General features: G+C 75.0%; 3 protein-coding genes. 1 reads left to right on the top strand and 2 read right to left on the bottom strand.

Annotated elements, in window-relative coordinates:
* The first annotated feature begins 507 nt into the window (after nucleotides 1-507).
* Entirely contained in the window at nucleotides 508-1,104 is a 597-nt protein-coding gene (locus tag ACLJQE_RS33955) for a hypothetical protein (protein ID WP_410643625.1), read from the top strand.
* Nucleotides 1,105-1,448: 344 nt separating this feature from the next.
* Here ACLJQE_RS33955 and ACLJQE_RS33950 read toward each other — a convergent pair whose 3' ends face one another.
* Nucleotides 1,449-1,739: a hypothetical protein gene (locus ACLJQE_RS33950; protein WP_410643624.1), complete on the bottom strand. Its 291-nt coding sequence runs from the start codon at nucleotides 1,737-1,739 to the stop codon at nucleotides 1,449-1,451.
* Nucleotides 1,740-2,016: 277 nt separating this feature from the next.
* Nucleotides 2,017-16,719, bottom strand: coding sequence for an SDR family NAD(P)-dependent oxidoreductase (locus tag ACLJQE_RS33945; RefSeq protein WP_410643623.1), 14,703 nt, complete (start codon nucleotides 16,717-16,719; stop codon nucleotides 2,017-2,019).
* Nucleotides 16,720-16,723 lie beyond the last annotated feature (4 nt).

The following is a 16,723-nucleotide window of genomic DNA, read 5'->3' as shown; positions in this document are numbered from 1 at the left end:
CTCGTACAGCCGCCACGCCTCGTTGAGGAAAGCGCTGCAGCCGCTGCCGCCGACTCGACCTCGGCGAAGCTCGCCGTGGCCGCTCCCGTGAGCGTGCCATCGGGATGCTGCTGAACCTGATCGGCCCGAATCTGCCGTACCCGGACCGAGTTGTGGCGTGCGGTGTCCGCTTTGCAGCCGCCACAGCAGTGAGGCTCCGTGCCGGGTGTCGGCGTCACCGCGGCGACCAGCCGGCGACCAGCCGTCCGCTTGCGTAGCAACAGAACGTGCACGCGGACTTGTGCCAGGTCGCCCCGAAGACGGCCAAGAGCCGGGCGGAGCCCGCGGCACGGGTCCAGCGGGTGCGCCGGCTTTCAGGTGGCGGTGGCGTAGACCAGAACGCGTTGGGCACGGTGGTGAAAAGGGCAAGCTTCGCCCAGAGCGGTTGACCTTTCGGTCGCTTCACACCATGCTCCGGGCCCACGAACGCCCACAGCCGGACTTCCGGCTCAATCAGGAGGAACCCCCGTGACGATCGCCCCGACGGTGCACACCCGGCGAACCAAGGCGAGCTGGTTTGCCCCGATGCTACCTGCGGTGGTGATGGGCTTGACCGCGTGTGGCTCGGCCGGGGTCAGCGGGGCGGCGGCGCCGGTGGCGAGCGCGTCCGCTTCGCCCGCGAACGTTTCCCCGCAGACGACCCAGGCACAGCCCGCATCCGGTGCCGAGACCCCCGAGGCCGCTCTCAAGAGCTGGGTGACCCAGGTCCTGCAAAAGCAGTACAAAGAGGCGTGCCTTTCCGGTGCTCCCGTGCTGCCCCCCGGCCAAGACGCCGAAACGCTGTGCGCCAGCCCCAAGGCGCTCGCGAGCGTCAAGTCGCTGCACGAGGCTTGGGCGAAGCCGGGCGTCAAGCTGCCCCCGGAGGCAGAAGTAGAGGTGAGCGAGGTGACCGCGAAAGGGAATGAGGTGACGGTGCCGGACACGGCCGTCAAGGTCGACGGTCAGACGCTGCGCAGCCTCGAACTGATCGGCGCGACCGGGGACACGGGCTCGTTCAGTCTCAGCTTCAAGATGCAGAAGCACGAAGGAGCCTGGTACGTCCAGGACTTCGACCTGAAGTTCTGAGCCCGGGAACCGTTCGCGGGTGGATCACCGGGCCGGGATTAGCCGGGCGTCGATGGCCGGCGCCGGACCGCCGTTCTGAGGTAAGCGACGGCGAACATCTCCGTCAGGAACGATGGCACCGCCGCCGAACCCCACATCCACGCCACCACCCAAGGCGACATCACCGCCGGCAACCTCTAACCCGATTCCGCGGGCCGACGGATTTTATACTTGCGCGCCGTATAGGGCGTTATACAGTTGAAGAGGAGTCGTCGCCGGCCGCAGCGATCCGGTTCCGCAACCGTGACCGCCGCCAGGCAACCGACGTACGCTCCCCCACCACGACAGGGCAGTCCGCGCTCGCCTCACTCCCCCGCCACCACGACGACGAGCACAAGGTGCGGCTGATCGACCACGACCGGCTCCAGGCGAGCATGCTGGAACTGTCCCAGATCACCCAACGTCTCCCCCTGCGGGTTCCGGGGATTCGTCCAGCTCGGCGACAGGCAGCAGGTCAGCGGCGCGTGGACACCGATGCTGGAGCTGCCGACCTGGCGCGACGAGATCACCGAGGAAGACCACCAGCGCATGCAGCGCCGCCCCTCCGCGTCCCTGACCGCTCCAAGTAAGTCCTCGCCGGTCAGCATCGCCGACATGTATCCGACCGGGCAGGGACGAACGCTGCGTACATAGCCTGACGCGCCCGGCGGACGTCGGCGTCGAACTATCCGGCCTTTCGTGTGTGTCCGGCCCTGCGTCCATCCGGTCAGGCGCCGAAGTGCTCGGAGGTCGCGGGCTGGTTACCGGGGTGTGACCCCCGCGCGATTGCGGCTGAGATCCCGGCGGTGCTCACGCCGCGACGAGGAGGATCTCGAATTGACGAGGCCGCGTTCGTCGCGAAGCCCTCGGCTCGCGGACCTCGTCTTCGGTGAGCTATTCGGTGACCTTGCCGCCGCTACCGGTCCGGCCCTCGGACGAATGGTTGCGCTGCGCGAGCCACGTGCTCAGTGCCTCGGCCGTGGCGGCCGCACCGGTTTCCATCATCGTCAGGTGGTCGCCGGGCACGTCGGCCACCGTGTGCGGGTGTGGCCAGTGCGGGTCGGTGAGAAGTTCGGCCGGGCGCACGATCAGCAGTGGGGCCCGCAGTGGCGCGGGCTGCCACCGTTCGAACAGGCTCAGGTGGGCTCCCGCGGCCGTCAGGTTGGCCGTGTCGAAGTCCGCGAGCAGGGTGCTGCCGAGCATCGACGCGAGGTGGGAGTGCAGCGCCGGGTCCGCCTCGCCGGGCAGCAGGTACGTATCCAGCAGCGCGACGCCCCGCACGGCGTGGCCGGCCGATTCCAGGCGGGTGGCGACGGCGTGGGCCAGCCAGCCGCCCGCGGAGTACCCCGCCAGCACCGGCGGCGTGGGACATGCCGCGACGACCGCGTCGGCGTAGAGCCCGACGGCGGCTTCGACGGTGGCGGGCAAGGGTTCTCCGGTCGCGTACCCGGCGAGCGGGAAGGCGTGCAGGCCCGGCAAGTTCTCGGCCAGGTGCAGGTATTGGTGGACCGTCGATCCCGGCAGGACCGACGGGAAGCACACCACCTCGGGCGTGGCCGGCCCGCTCAGCTGCCGCAGCGCCGGCGCGGGCGGGCGGTCCTCGGTGGTGAACACCGGCCGGAGCGCCGCCGCGGCGGACAACAGGGCCATCCCCTCCGCCAGCTTCCCAGTCTCGCAAGCCTGCCGGAACAGCGTCCCGATGCCGGGCTCGGTGGCGGGTGCCGGTGCCGGCCGGCCGGCCAGGAACCCGGCCAGTGCGGCCGGCGTGCGGTGGTCGAAGACCGCGGTCGCCGACACCTCCAGCCCGGTGGCGGCGACCAGGCGGTCACGCAGGTCGACCGCGGTCAGCGAATCGAACCCCAGGGCGGTGAACTCCGCGTCCGGATCGACCTCGGCTGCCGAGGCGTGCCCGAGCACGGCGGCCACCTGCGCCCGGACGACTTCCGCCAACGAGCCCGCGGGCACCTCCCCGGCCGCCGGAGCAGGCGGCGTCGTCAAGTGCGCCAGCAACGGACTCGGCCGGACCGCCGTGAACGTCGCCGCGAACCGATCCCAGTCGACGTCGGCGATCGTGACATGGGGGCGGTCACGCGTGGCGAGGGTTCGCTCCAGCGCGGCAAGGGCGTGCGACGGGCTCATCGGGCGCAAGCCGCGGCGGTGGAGGTCGGTGGCGACGGTCGCGGCCATGCCCGCCCCGGCCCACGGGCCCCAAGCGATCGAGACACCGGGCCGCCCCTGCGCGTGCCGCCGCGTGGCGAGTGCGTCGAGGTAGGCGTTGGCCGCGGCGTAGGCCGCCTGCCCGCCGCCACCCCAGGTCGCCGCGGCCGAGGAAAACAGGACCAACGCAGCGTCGGGCACCAGTTCGTCCAGCAACCGCGCGGAGCCGGCCTTCGCGGCGAACGCGCGGGCGAGGTCTTCCCCCGTGAGATCGGCGATGGCGCCGGTGCCGGCAGCACTCGCCGCGTGGAAGACAGCCGTCACCGCGTGCTCGGCGCTCGCCAGCGCGTCGGCGAGCGCGTCCTGGTCCGTGGTGTCGCAGGCGAGGACGCGAACCCGCGGTCCGAGGTCCGCGACCAGTGCTTCCGCCGAGGGAGCAGCCGGGCCGCTGCGGCTCAGCACCAGGATCTCGGGAGCGCCGTGGCCGGCGGCCCAACGGGCCACGTGCCCGCCCAGTGCACCCGTGCCGCCGGTGACGACCACGGCACCGGTCAGCCACTCCCGGAAACCGGTGGTGCCGCCGGGTTCCGGGGCCCGGGTCAGGCGGCGGCCGTGCACGGTCTCCCCGCGCACGGCCACCTGGTCCTCCGGGCCGCCCAGGACGTGGGGCAACCGGGCGACGCCCGCCGCGGACACGTCGACGAGGCCACCCCAGAGACCCGGGTGTTCGAGAGCCGCGACGCGGCCGAATCCCCAGAGCATCGCGGCGTCGGGGTCGACGACGTCCGCCGGATCCACCCCGACCGCTTCGCGGGTCACGCACCACAGAGGCGCGGCTGTCTCCAGCGAGGCCAGCTCCTGCAGCAGGGTGACGGTGGCGGGCACGGAACTCAGCAGGGAGACGACGCCGGTCGCGCCGGCGAGGACCTCGGCGTCGAGGACGGTGGTGGTCACCACGGTGTCGTGCGCGGCCAGTGCCTCGATCACCGCCGCGCTCCAGGCGCCGGCGTTCTCGTGGACGACCACCCAGTGGCGGCCGCCTGCCGGCTCCGGGGTGACCGCGTCCCAAGTGGTGCGGTAGCTCCAAGTGCCGGCCGGCGGGCGAGCCCCCGCCGTGGCGTCGAGCCAGAAACGGCGCCGCGCGAACGGGTGGGTCGGCAGGTCGGCGGGCCGGGCCGCGGGTGCGGGCCAGGTGACGGCGGCGCCGTCGACGTGCAGGCGCGCGAGTGCGGTGAGCAGGGACCGCTCTTCCGGCTGGTCCTTGCGCAGCACCGGCACCGCCTCGCTCACCGCGGCGAGCGAGGCACCCGGACCCGCTTCGAGCATCGCGGTCACCCCCGCTGCGCGCAGGGCGGCGACCGCGTCCCCGTAGCGGACGGTGTCGCGGATGTTGCGGACCCAGTGCCCCGGCTCGGTGACATTCGCCCGGGTGGACACTGTGGACACCACCGGAATGCGGGGTTCCCGGTAGGACAACGATTCCGCGACGACCGCGAAGTCGGCCAGGATCGGGTCCATCGCCGCCGAGTGGAAGGCGTGCGACACGCGCAGGCGGGTGGTGCGGTCGAAGTGCGCCGCCACGGCGAGCACGGCCGCCTCGGGGCCGGACACGACGACCGCGGCCGGGCCGTTCACCGCGGCGAGGCAGGCGCCGCCGGACAGCAGCGGTGCCACCGCCGTCTCCGCGGCCGGGATCGCGACCATGGCTCCGCCCGGCGGCAGGCTCTGCATGAGCTTGGCGCGGGCCGCGACCAGGGTGCACGCGTCCGGCAGCGACAGCACCCCGGCGACGTGGGCGGCGGTGATCTCCCCGAGCGAGTGGCCCGCCAGGCAGTCCGGTCGCAGGCCGAACGACTCCAGCAGCCGGTACAGCGCCACTTCCAGGGCGAACAGCGCCGGCTGGGCCGAGCCGGTGCGGTCGAGCACTGCGGGATCGTCTCCCCACATCACCGCCCGCACCGGCAGTTCGGCGCTCACCTCGTCGAACGCGTCGGCGAACGCCGGGAACCGGGCGTGCAGTTCGCGGCCCATACCCAGGCGCTGGGCACCCTGGCCGGGAAAGAGGATCGCCGTCTTTCCCGGGTTCCGGGCGACGCCGCGGGCGACCTCCGTGACGCCGTCGGCCGAGGCCAGCAACACCGCACGGTGGTCGAACAGGGTCCGCCCGGTGAGCGTCTTCGCCGCCGGGGCGGCGGGCCAGCGTCCCTCGGTGAGCCGGGTGACCTGGGTGGCCAGCGCGTCGGCGGTCTTCGCGGAGACCGGCCAGGCCACCACGTCCGAGACCGGACCGGCCGGCTCCGGAGTCCCGGGGGCCTGCTCCAGGATCACGTGCGCGTTCGTTCCGCTGATGCCGAAGGAGGACACCGCGCTGCGCCGGGCCCGGCCCGTGCGCGGCCACGGACGGGCCTGCGCCGCCAGCTCGACGGCCCCGGCCGACCAGTCCACCTGGGACGACGGCCGGTCCGCGTGCAGCGTCGCGGGTACCACCCCGTGCCGCATCGCCTCGACCATCTTGATCACCCCGGCGACCCCGGCCGCGGCCTGGGTGTGCCCGAGGTTGGACTTCACGGTGCCCAGCAGCAGAGGCTCGGCGCGGTCCTGCCCGTAGGTCGCGAGGAGCGCCTGCGCCTCGATCGGATCACCCAGCCGGGTGCCGGTGCCGTGCGCCTCGACGACGTCCACTTCGGACGGTGACAGGCCCGCGGCCGCGAGGGCCTGGCGGATCACCCGCTGCTGGGCCGGTCCGTTCGGCGCCGTCAGCCCGTTCGACGCGCCATCGGAGTTCACCGCCGAACCCCGCACCACGGCGAGCACCTCGTGGCCGTGGCGACGAGCGTCCGACAACCGCTCCAGCAGCAGCAGGCCCGCGCCCTCACCCCAGCCCGCGCCGTCCGCGCCGTCGGCGAACGCCTTGCACCGCCCGTCGGCCGCCATGCCCTGCTGGCGGGAGAACTCGATGAAGACCCCGGGCGTGGCCATCACGGTGGCGCCGCCGGCCAGCGCGAGGCCGCACTCCCCTGACCGCAGGGACTGCATCGCCCAGTGCAGGGCCACCAGCGAGGAACTGCACGCCGTGTCCACGGAGACCGCGGGCCCTTCGAAGCCGAAGGTGTAGGCGATCCGGCCGGACGCGACGCTGCCCGCGTTCCCGTTGCCGATCAGTCCCCGCAGGTCTTCCGGAACCGTGTCCAGCCGGGCCGCGTAGTCGTGGTACATCAGGCCCGCGAACACCCCGGTCCGGCTGCCGCGCAAGGACTCCGGGTCGATCCCGGCGCGCTCGACGGCTTCCCAGGCGATCTCCAGCAGGAGCCGCTGCTGCGGGTCCATCGCCAGTGCCTCCCGCGGGCTGATCCCGAAGAACGCCGGGTCGAAGTCGGCGGCGTCGTGGACGAATCCCCCGAGCCGGGGGAAGTCCTGGTCGTAGTAGGCCTCCCAGCCCCGGTCGAGGGGCGCCGCCGAGATCGTGTCGACCCCGTCCGACACCAGCCGCCACAGCGCGGCGGGTGAGTCGGCGTTCCCGGGGTACCGGCAGGCCATGCCGATGATGGCGATGGGCTCGTCCGGACCGGCGGTGGTGACCGGGGCGGCTTCGGCGGTGGGTGCGGGTGCGCCGAGCTCGCCGGCCAGGAAGGCGGCCAGCGCGCGCGGGGTGGGGTGGTCGAAGACCAGCGTCGCCGGCAGCCGCAGCCCGGTCGCCGCGGCGAGCCGGTTGCGCAGTTCGACGGCGGTCAGCGAATCGAAGCCCAGCTCCGTGAAGGCGCGGGACTCGGCGATGTCGGCGGCCTCGGCGTGGCCGAGAACGGCCGCGACGTGCGCACGGACGAGCTCCGGCAGGGCATCCGCGTCGACCGGGACGGAACCTCCGGCGGCCGGCCGGGCGGCGCCGCGGACCAGCCCGCGCAGCAGCGGCGGCACGGTCCCGGTGATCCGGGCCGGGCTGAGGCGGGCCGTGACGACCAGTGCGTCGGCGGCGTGCTGCGCGGCGTCGAACAGGGCGAGGCCCTGTGCAGTGGACAGCGGTGCCAGGCCGGCGGCCGCCATCCGGCCGACTTCGGCGTCGGACAGGTGCTCGGTCATGCCGCTGCGCTCCGCCCAGAAACCCCAGGCCAGGGACACGGCCGGCAGGCCCGCGGCCCGCCGTTGCGCGGCGAGGGCGTCCAGGGCGGCGCTCGCCGCCGCGTAGTTGCCCTGTCCCGGGGCGCCGAGGAGCCCGGCCAAGGAGGAGAACAGCACGAAAGCGGTCAACTCCCGGTCCTGGGTCAGCTCGTGCAACGCGAGCGCCGCGTCGACCTTGGGGCGCAGCACCCGCGCCAGGTGCTCCGGGGTCAGGCCGGCGATGACGCTGTCGTCCAGCACGCCCGCGGTGTGCACGACACCGGTCAGGTCGGGGATCTCCGCCAGCACCGCGGCGAGCGCGATCCGGTCGCCGACATCGGCCGCGACGACGGTGACCTCGGCGCCGGCCCCGGTCAGGTCGCGTTCGAGTGCGGCGGCACCGGGCGCCCCGGGGCCACGACGCGACACCAGCACCAGACGGCGCACGCCGTGCCCGGCGACGAGGTGCCGGGCGACCGTCGCGCCCAGCCCGCCCGTGCCCCCGGTCACCAGGACCGTGCCCGGCCCGAACACCGGCGCGCCGGGTTCCGGCTCGGCCGCCCGCCGCAGCCGGGGCGCGAGCACCTGCCCGCCGCGCACCGCCAGCTGCGGCTCGTCCCCGAGACCGGACGGCACCTCGCCGTCGGTGTCGACGAGGAAGATCCGGCCCGGCTCTTCGGTCTGGGCCGAGCGCACCAGACCCCACACCGCGGCGGCCGCGAGGTCGGTCACGGGATCGCCGGGTCCGGTGGAGACGGCGCCGCGGGTGACGATCACCAGTGGCGAGTCCGGGAGGTTCTGCAGCAGGCCGAGCGCGCGGACGGTCAAGGCGTGCACGTCGCCGTCGCCCTCGAGCCGGACGACCTCACGCGGTCCCGGGGCCGCGGCGGGTGACACCGGCGTCCACCCGACCCGGAACACCCGGTCGGGCGCCACCGGCACCGAGCGGGTCACCAGCGAGTCCACCGTGACCACGGGACGGCCCGCCTCGTCGGTCACGGTCACGGCCAGCCCGCCGGAGCCGCTGCCGAGCCGCACGCGCAGCCGGGTCTCCCGGGTCGGCCGGACCTCGACACCGGTCCAGGCGAACGGCAGCACGGCGGAACCCGGGCTGCCGCCGTCGTCGAGCGCGGCGAGCAGGGCCGGGTGCAGAGCGGCGTCGAGCGCGGCCGGGTGCACGGCGAACCCCGCGGCCGCCGGCGCCTCGACCTCGGCGAACACCTCGTCACCGCGCCGCCAGACCGCGCGGACGCCGCGGAACGCCGTCCCGTAGTGGTAGCCCGCCGCGGCGAACCGGTCGTACATGTCCGCCACGGGCACCGGCTCCGCGTCGACCGGCGGCCACGCGGCCTCGGTGCCGGCAGCCGGGCCGGTCGACGTGGTGAGCAGGCCGCTCGCGTGGTGGATCCATTCGACGGCGTCCCCGGCACGGGAGTGCACGTCGACCGGGCGGTCGCCGGTCTCCCCCGCGGGACCGACGCGGACCTGCAGGGCCACCCGCTCCTCGGCCAGGACGAGCGGGGCGTGCAGGGTCAGCTCGCGGACCCGGCCCAGCCCGGCCTCGGTGCCCGCGCGGGCGGCCAGCTCGGCGAACGCCGCGCCCGGGAGCAGCACCGCGTCCCCGACGGCGTGGTCGGCCAGCCAGGGATGACTGTCCAGCGCCACCCCGCCGCTGAGCACCACGCCGCCGTCCGCGGCGACTTCGACGGCCGCGCCCGCAAGAGGGTGACCGGTGGCGGCCTGGCCGGCTCCGGTGGCTTCGGCGGCGGGTTCCGGCTCGTACCAGAACGGGCGGTGGTCGAACGCGTACGGCGGCAGTTCGACGGCGGGCGCGGGCAGGTCCCACGCCACCGGAAGGCCCGCGACGTGCGCCTCGGCGAGAGCGCGGGTGGCACGCCCGGGGTCGTCCTCGCCGCGGCGGAGGGTGCCGAGCGCGGTGGTCTCCGCGTCGATCTCCTGGATCGCCGCGAGGAGGATCGGATGGGCGCTGATCTCGACGAACGTGCGGTGCCCGGCGTCGACAGCGGACCGCACGGCCGCCTCGAACCGGACGGTGCCGCGAAGGTTGTCCGCCCAGTAGGCCGCGTCGAGCGGAGCCTCGCTCCGCTCGCCGGTGAGGGTGGAGAACAGCGGGACGTCACCCGGGCGCGGCTCGATGCCGGCCAGCCGGGCGCGGACCTCGTCGAGCACCGGATCGACCTGGGCCGAGTGCGACGCGTAGTCGACGGCGACCCGCCGGGCGCGCACGTCGTCGGCGGCACAGCCGGCCAGGAACTCCTCGAGCGCCGCGTTCTCCCCCGACACGACGACCGTCCCGGGCCCGTTGACGGCGGCCACGGACAGCCGGCCGTCCCACGGCCGCAGCCGGGCCTCGGCGACGTCGGCGGCCAGGGACACCGACGCCATCCCGCCCCGCCCGGGCAGCCGCCGCGCGATCACCTGGGCACGCCGGACCACGACCCGGGCGGCGTCTCGCAGGGACAGGATCCCGGCGACCACGGCGGCGGCGATCTCCCCCTGCGAGTGACCGATGACGGCGGCGGGCTGCACCCCGTTCGCCCGCCACCACTCGGCCAGCGCCACCATGACCGCGAACAGCGCGGGCTGGACGACGTCGACGCGGCGCAGCGCTTCCTCGTCGCGCAGCACGGCGAACAGGTCCCAGTCCGCGAACTCGGCGAGCGCGTCCCGGCACCGTCCCAAGGCGCCGGCGAACGCCGCGGACGTCTCCAGCAGCCCGAGGCCCATCCCCACCCACTGGGAACCCTGCCCGGGGAAGACGAACACCGCCGCGGACGGCGTCGCCGTGCCGGTGACCACGTCGGGGTGCGGCCGTCCGTCGCGCACGGCCGCCACCGCGGCGGGTTTGCCGCCGAGCACGACCGCGCGGTGGCTCAGGCGGGCCCGCGCGCCGAGCGCGGCGGCGATGGCGCCGTCGGACTGCTCGGGGTGGGCGTTCAGGTGCTCCGCGAGCCGGGCGGCCTGGCCACGCAACGCGGTGTCGCTTTTGGCCGACAGCAGCCACGGGGCGGGCCCGTCGCCGGACGGGGCCGCGGGATCGCCTTGTTCCAGCAGGACGTGGGCGTTCGTGCCGCTGACCCCGAAGGAGGACACCGCCGCCCGCCGCGGACGGCCCGTTTCCGGCCACTCCACCGGCTCCGTCAGCAGCTCCACCCGGCCGGCGGACCAGTCCACCTGCGACGACGGCGCGTCCACGTGCAACGTCGCCGGGACGACGCCGTGGCGCATCGCCTGCACCATCTTGATCACCCCCGCGACACCCGCGGCCGCCTGGGTGTGCCCGATGTTCGACTTCACCGAGCCGAGCAACAGCGGCTGCTCACGGTCCTGCCCATACGTCGCCAGCAACGCCTGGGCCTCGATCGGATCACCCAGCTTCGTACCCGTACCGTGCGCTTCCACCACGTCCACATCGGACGGTCCAAGGCCCGCGGTCGCAAGAGCCTGGCGGATCACCCGCTGCTGCGACGGACCGTTCGGCGCGGTCAGCCCGTTCGACGCGCCATCGGAGTTCACCGCCGAACCGCGCACCACCGCCAGCACCCGGTGACCGTTCCGGCGAGCGTCCGACAACCGCTCCACCACCAGGACTCCGACACCCTCGCCCCACCCGGTGCCGTCCGCGCCCTCCGCGAACGCCTTGCACCGGCCATCGGCGGCCAGGCCGCGCTGCCGCGAGAACTCGACGAACACCGTCGGCGTGGCCATCACGGCCACCCCACCGGCCAGTGCGAGCGTGCACTCCCCCGCCCGCAGGGACTGCATCGCCCAGTGCAGGGCCACCAGCGACGACGAGCACGCGGTGTCCACCGTCACCGCCGGCCCTTCGAAGCCGAACGAATACGCGACCCGGCCGGAGACGACGCTGCCGGAGTTCCCGTTGCCCACGAACCCTTCGAGGCCATCGGGCAGGCCCGCCATCCGGGCGGCGTAGTCGTGGTACATGTGCCCGGCGAACACCCCGGTCCGGCTGCCGCGCAGCGCCGCCGGGTCGATCCCGGCGGCCTCCACGGCCTCCCACGAGACCTCCAGCAGCAGCCGCTGCTGCGGGTCCATCGCCAAAGCCTCCCGCGGGCTGATCCCGAAGAACCCCGCGTCGAAATCCGCCGCGTCGTACAAAAAACCGCCCTGCCGCGTGTACGAAGTGCCCGCATGCTCCGGATCCGGGTGGTACAACGCCTCGAGGTCCCAACCGCGGTTGGCCGGGAACCCGCCGACGGCGTCGCCGCCCCCGGCCACCAGCCGCCACAGGTCTCCGGGCGAGCCGACCCCGCCCGGGTACCGGCAGGCCATCCCCACGATGGCGATCGGGTCGTCGGTGCGCGCCGGGGTCACCGGCGCGGCTTCGGGCTCCGCGAGGCCGTCGACGAGGTGCTCGGCGAGCGCGGCGGTGTTCGGGTAGTCGAACACCAGCGTGGCCGGCAGCCGCTGCCCGGTGGCGGCGGTGAGCCGGTTGCGGAGGTCGACCGCGGTCAGCGAGTCGAAGCCCAGCTCGGTGAACGCGCGGTCGGCGGGTACCCCGCGCGGATCGCCGTGGCCGAGCACGGCCGCGACGTGGGTGCGCACCACTTCGATGGTGATCCGCAGCCGTTCGGCGCGCGCCAGCCCGGCCGTGCGCCCGGCCAGGTCGGCGTCACCGGCGTCCGCGGACCGGCGCGCGGCCGGCCGGACCAGGCCATGCAGCAGCGGGGGTACTTGTCCCGAGGCCCGGATCGCAGCCAGGTCCAGCCGGGCGGGCACGACGACCGGCCCGCCGGCGAGCGCGGCGTCCAGCAGGGCGAGCCCCTGCGCCGCCGGCATCGGAACGATTCCCGCGGCGGCGAGACGGGCCACGTCGGCGTCGGTCAGGTTCCCGGTCATCGAGTCGTCCCGCGCCCAGAAGCCCCAGGCCAGGGCGAGCGCGGGCAGCCCCTCGGCGCGGCGGCGCTCGGCGAGGGCGTCGAGGAACGCGTTCGCGGCGGCGTAGTTGCCTTGCCCGGGCGCGCCGGTCACGCCCGCCATCGAGGAGAACAGGACGAACGCGGCGAGGTCGTGTCCGCGGGTGGCTTCGTCCAGCGCCAGTGCGGCGTCCGCCTTGGGGCGCAGCACGGCGGAAAGCCGTTCGGGGGTCAGCGCGGTGATCAGGCCGTCGTCGAGCACCCCCGCCGCGTGCACCACGCCGGTGAGGGGGATCGTCGCCAGCAACGCGGTCAGGGCCGCCCGGTCCGCGACGTCGCACGCCTCGATCCGGACCCGGGCGCCGAGCCCGGTCAGGTCGGCGGCCAGGCGGTCCGCGCCCGCGGCCGCGGGGCCCCGGCGCGACACCAGGAGCAGGTCCCGCACGCCGTGCGCGGTGACCAGGTGCCGGGCGACCAGGCCGCCGAGCGCCCCGGTGGCCCCCGTGACCAGCACGGTGCCGGTGCCGAACGAAGCTCCGCCCGCGGCGGGTTCGGCGCGACGGAGCCGGGGCGCGAGCAGGTTCCCGGCACGAACGGCCAGCCGGGGCTCGGCACTGGCCAGTGCGGCGCCGAGAACGCGCGCGGACTCGGGACGGCCGTCGCTTTCGACGAGCACGATCCGGCCCGGGTGCTCGGACTGCGCGGAGCGGACGAGACCGGCGGCGGCCGCGCCGGCCAGGTCTCCCGTGCGGGTGACCACGGCGAGCGGGCCGGCACCGGGATCGGCGAGCCGGTCCTGCAACCAGGCCAGCACCCGCGCCGTCACGGCGTGCACGTCGCCCGATCCGGGCTCGACGTGGCAGGTTTCCGCCGCGTGTCCGGCCGCGGGCGTGGGCACGGGCGTGGGCACGGGCGTCCACGCGACGTCGTACAGATCCTGCGGTGACACGCGGGCGAGGGGCCGCAGGACCAGGGAATCGACCGAAGCAACCGGCCTTCCCGCGTCGTCCGCGACGGCCACGCGTACGGTGCCGTCGTCCCGGGTCAGCCGCACGCGGACCCGGGACACCCCGGACTGCCGGACGGTGACCCCGGTCCACGCGAAGGGCAGGACCGGCGGGCCGTCCGCGGCGTCGTCGAGCACGGCGACCAGCGGGTGGAGCGCGGCGTCGAGCAGCGCCGGGTGCAGCCGGTACCGGTCCGCGGTGGCGTGCTGTTCCTCGGGCAGGGCGACTTCGGCCCAGACCTCGGCGCCGCGGCGCCACAGGGCGCGAACGCCCTGGAACGCGGGACCGTAGTCGTACCCGAGGGCGGCGAACCGGTCGTAGAGGCCTTCGACCGGGACGGGCTCCGCGCCGGGCGGCGGCCAGCCGGCGAGCGCGACGCCGGGCGCCTCGCCCGCGGAAAGCACGCCACCGGCGTGCCGGACCCACTCCTCACCGGCGTCTTCGGGCCGGGAGAAGACCTCGACCGGACGCGTGCCGTCCGCACCCTCCGGGCCGACCGCCAGCTGCACCGCGATCCCCCCGGTCGACGGCATGCGCAGCGGCGCCGCGAGCGTGAGCTCCTCGATCCGGTCGCAGCCGACCTCGTCGCCCGCGCGGGCGACCAGTTCGACGAACGCCGTGCCGGGCAGCAGCACGTCACCGCCGACGACGTGGCCGGCCAGCCACGGGTGGGTCGCCAGGGACAGCCGCCCGGTCAGGACCACCCCGCCCGCCCCGGCCAGCTCGACCGCCGCACCCAGCAACGGGTGCCCGGCGGCCACCTGCCCGGCCTCGGCGATCCCGGCCGCGGTCGAGCCCGTCACCCAGAACCGGGTCCGGTCGAACGCGTAGGCGGGCAGCTCCGCCCGCGCGCCGTCCGGCAGCAGCCGCTCCCAGGCCACCGGCACGCCCGCCGCGAAGGCCGTCCCGAGGCCACGGAACAGCCGCTCCGCACCGTCGTCGTCGCGGCGCGCCAACGGCACGAAGGTCAGTCCGGTGCTCTGTTCGCCCAGCGCACCGAGTGTGCCGTCCGGCCCGGCTTCGAGCACCGTGCGCACCCCGGCGGCCTCGAGGGCGCGGACGCCGTCGGCGAACCGCACGGTCCGCCGCAGGTTGCGCACCCAGTAACCCGGCTCGCGCACGTCCGCGCCGGGCTCCACAGTGGACACCACCGGGACGACGGGATCGTGGTAGGTCAAGGATTCGGCGACGGCGGCGAACTCGGCGAGGATCGGCTCCATCGCGGCCGAGTGGAACGCGTGCGACACGCGCAGCCGGGTCGTCTTCGCGAACCGGGTCGCGAGTTCGCCGATCGCGTCTTCGGGGCCGGAGAGCACCACCGAGCCCGGGGCGTTGACCGCCGCGACGGCGACCCCGTCCGGCAGGACGCCCAGCTCGTCCTCGTCCGCCCGGACGGCCAGCATCGCCCCGCCCGGCGGCAGGCCGCCCATCAGCTCCGCCCGGGCGGAGACCAGCCGGCCCGCGTCCGGCAGCGACAGCACGCCGGCCACGTGGGCCGCGGCGATCTCGCCGACCGAGTGCCCCAGTACCGCGTCGGCGCGAACGCCGGCCGACTCCAGCAGCCGGAACAGCGCCACCTCGAAGGCGAACAACGCCGGCTGCGCGAACTCGGTGCGGTCCAGGGTGAGCGGGTCGTCACCCCAGACGACCGCGCGGACCGGTGGGGCCAGCTCGGCCAGCACGGCGTCGAAGGCCTCGGCGAACACGGGGAAGGCGGCGTGCAGGGCCCGGCCCATGCCGAGCCACTGGGCGCCCTGCCCGGGAAACACGACCGCGGTCGTGCCCGCCCCGGCCGGCTCGAACGGCCGGATCTCCGTCAGCTCCGCGACCAGCCGCTCCCGGTCGGGCCCGGCGACGACGGCCCGGTAGGGGAACACGGTCCGCTGCGCCAGGGCGCGCGCGACATCGGCCGGCTCGAGCTCCGCCGAGCTGACGCGCTCGGCCAGCCGGGCGGCCTGCGCCCGGAGGGCGGACGGGGTCTTGGCCGACAGCACCCACGGCACGACCGGTGCGGGGCCCGCCGGTCGGATCACCCGCGCGGATTCGACCGGCACCGCCGGTTCGGGCGGTGCCTCCTCCAGGATCACGTGGGCGTTGGTTCCACTGATCCCGAACGACGACACGCCCGCCACGCGCGGCCGCCCCGTTTCCCACGGCACCGTTTCGGTCAGCAGCCGGACCGCGCCCGTCGTCCAGTCGACGTGGGTGGTGGGGGTGTCGACGTGCAGGGTCGGCGGCAGCAGGCCGGCGCGCAGCGCGCCCACCACCTTGATCACCCCGGCCACGCCGGCCGCGGCCTGGGTGTGGCCGATGTTCGACTTGACCGAGCCGAGCCACAGGGGCCGCTCGCGATCCTGGCCGTAGGCCGCCAGCAGCGCCTGCGCTTCGATCGGGTCGCCCAGCCGGGTGCCGGTGCCGTGCGCCTCCACGACGTCCACATCGGACGGTGACAGCCCGGCGGCGGCCAGCGCGCGCCGGATCACCCGCTGCTGCGCCGGGCCGTTCGGCGCGGCGAGGCCGTTGGACGCGCCGTCGGAGTTGACCGCCGAACCCCGCACCACCGCGAGCACCGGGTGCCCGTTGCGCCGGGCGTCGGACAGCCGCTCCACGAGCAGCACCCCGGCCCCCTCGCCCCAGCCGGTGCCGTCCGCGGCGTCGGCGAAGGACTTGCAGAGCCCGTCCGGTGCCAGGCCGCGCTGGCGCGAGAACTCGACGAACACCCCCGGGGTGGCCATCACGGTCACGCCGCCGGCCAGCGCCAGCGAGCACTCCCCCGCCCGCAGGGACTGCGCCGCCAGGTGCAGGGCGACCAGCGACGACGAGCACGCGGTGTCCACGGTGACCGCGGGCCCCTCGAACCCGAAGGTGTAGGACACCCGGCCCGACAGCACGCTGCCGGCGTTCCCGGTGAGCACGTGGCCCTCGGCGGACGCGGCCGACCGCGTAACCAGTGCGGCGTAGTCCTGGCCGATGGAACCGACGAACACCCCGGTGCGGCTGCCGTGCAGGGCGGCCGGGTCGAGGCCCGCGTGCTCGATCGCCGCCCAGGAGGCCTCCAGGACCAGCCGGTGCTGCGGGTCCATGGCCAGCGCCTCGCGGGGGCTGATGCCGAAGAACGCCGCGTCGAACGCGCCGGCGTCGGCGACGAAGCCGCCCCGGCGGGTGTAGCTGGTGCCGTGGTGGGCGGGGTCGGGGTGGTACAGCGCGTCGACGTCCCACCCGCGGTCGGCCGGGAAGTCGGTCACCGCGTGACCGCCCGACGACACCAGCCGCCACAACCCGTCCGGGGAGTCGATGCCCCCCGGGAACCGGCACGCCATGCCCACGATCGCGATCGGCTCCCTGACCGCCGACTCGGCCTCGTCCAGCCGCCGCCGCGTCTCGCGCAGGGTGACGGTGGTGCGCTTGAGGTAGTCGAGCAGTTTCTGGTCCTCGGCCATCGGG

The sequence above is a fragment of the Amycolatopsis sp. lyj-346 genome (assembly GCF_046548975.1).
GTDB lineage: Bacteria > Actinomycetota > Actinomycetes > Mycobacteriales > Pseudonocardiaceae > Amycolatopsis.
This window is presented reverse-complemented; position numbering and strand designations above follow the sequence as displayed.

Coding starts and splice junctions, on each gene's coding strand:
- ACLJQE_RS33950 (WP_410643624.1), bottom strand. CDS start 1,739: ATGTCGGCGATGCTGACCGGCGAGGACTTACTTGGAGCGGTCAGGGAC.
- ACLJQE_RS33945 (WP_410643623.1), bottom strand. CDS start 16,719: ATGGCCGAGGACCAGAAACTGCTCGACTACCTCAAGCGCACCACCGTC.